General features: G+C 42.0%; 1 protein-coding gene. It reads left to right on the forward strand.

What is annotated here, in order from left to right:
- Positions 1-107: 107 nt before the first annotated feature.
- The coding region (gene vmeE / locus R8N49_RS25655; RefSeq protein ID WP_318190274.1) for a multidrug efflux RND transporter periplasmic adaptor subunit VmeE at positions 108-919 on the forward strand (812 nt) is incomplete at its 3' end.

The following is a 919-nucleotide window of genomic DNA, read 5'->3' on the forward strand; positions in this document are numbered from 1 at the left end:
AATATTCTTTTTACTGAAATTTACACTACTTGACGTTAAAAGCCGTATCTATTGATAAACTGTAAGCAGTTTAATGACATAAGTTTATTCGTTTAGTAGTCAAGATCATGAGCATGAAAGCCACTTTATCCTTATCTGTTTTAACGCTTTCTATATTAATGGCTTCCCCTAGCGCTTTTGCAGCAAAGCGAGGTCCGTCTGCGGTCACGGTTGTGACTGAGCAAGTAGAAACGCACGAAATTAATCAATCTTTATCCCTTATCGGCAAATTGAAGGCGGCAGAGTCTGTGGTTGTCGCTTCAGAAGTTGCAGGTAAGGTCAAAAAAATTGCAGTAAAAGCAAACCAGAACGTGCAGCAAAACCAACTGTTAATTCAATTGGATGATGATAAAGCGCAAGCAGCACTGGTAGAGGCAAAAGCTTACTTAAAAGATGAAGAACGTAAGTTAAAAGAATTTCAGCGTTTAGTTAAACGAAACGCAATTACTCAAACCGAAATTGATGCACAAAAAGCAAGCGTGGAGATTGCTCAGGCTCGACTTGATGCTGCGAAAGCGAATCTCGCCGATCTGCATATCACCGCGCCCTTTTCTGGCACGGTTGGATTTATCGATTTCAGCCGCGGGAAAATGGTTAGCGCAGGAACTGTGCTTCTGACATTAGACTATCTGTCGGTCATGGAGTTGGATTTACAAATTCCAGAACGTTATTTGTCGATGTTGTCAGTTGGAATGGAAGTTGCCGCGAAGACCAGTGCTTGGGGTGAACAACGTTTTTCTGGGAAAGTCACTGGTATTGATACCAGAATCAGTGCAGAGACATTGAATTTGCGCGTGCGCATTGAGTTTGATAACCCAGAAAACCAATTGAAACCGGGTATGTTGATGAACGCTTCACTGGCATTTCCTGCTATTAAAGC

Source organism: Vibrio sp. 1978 (assembly GCF_033344345.1).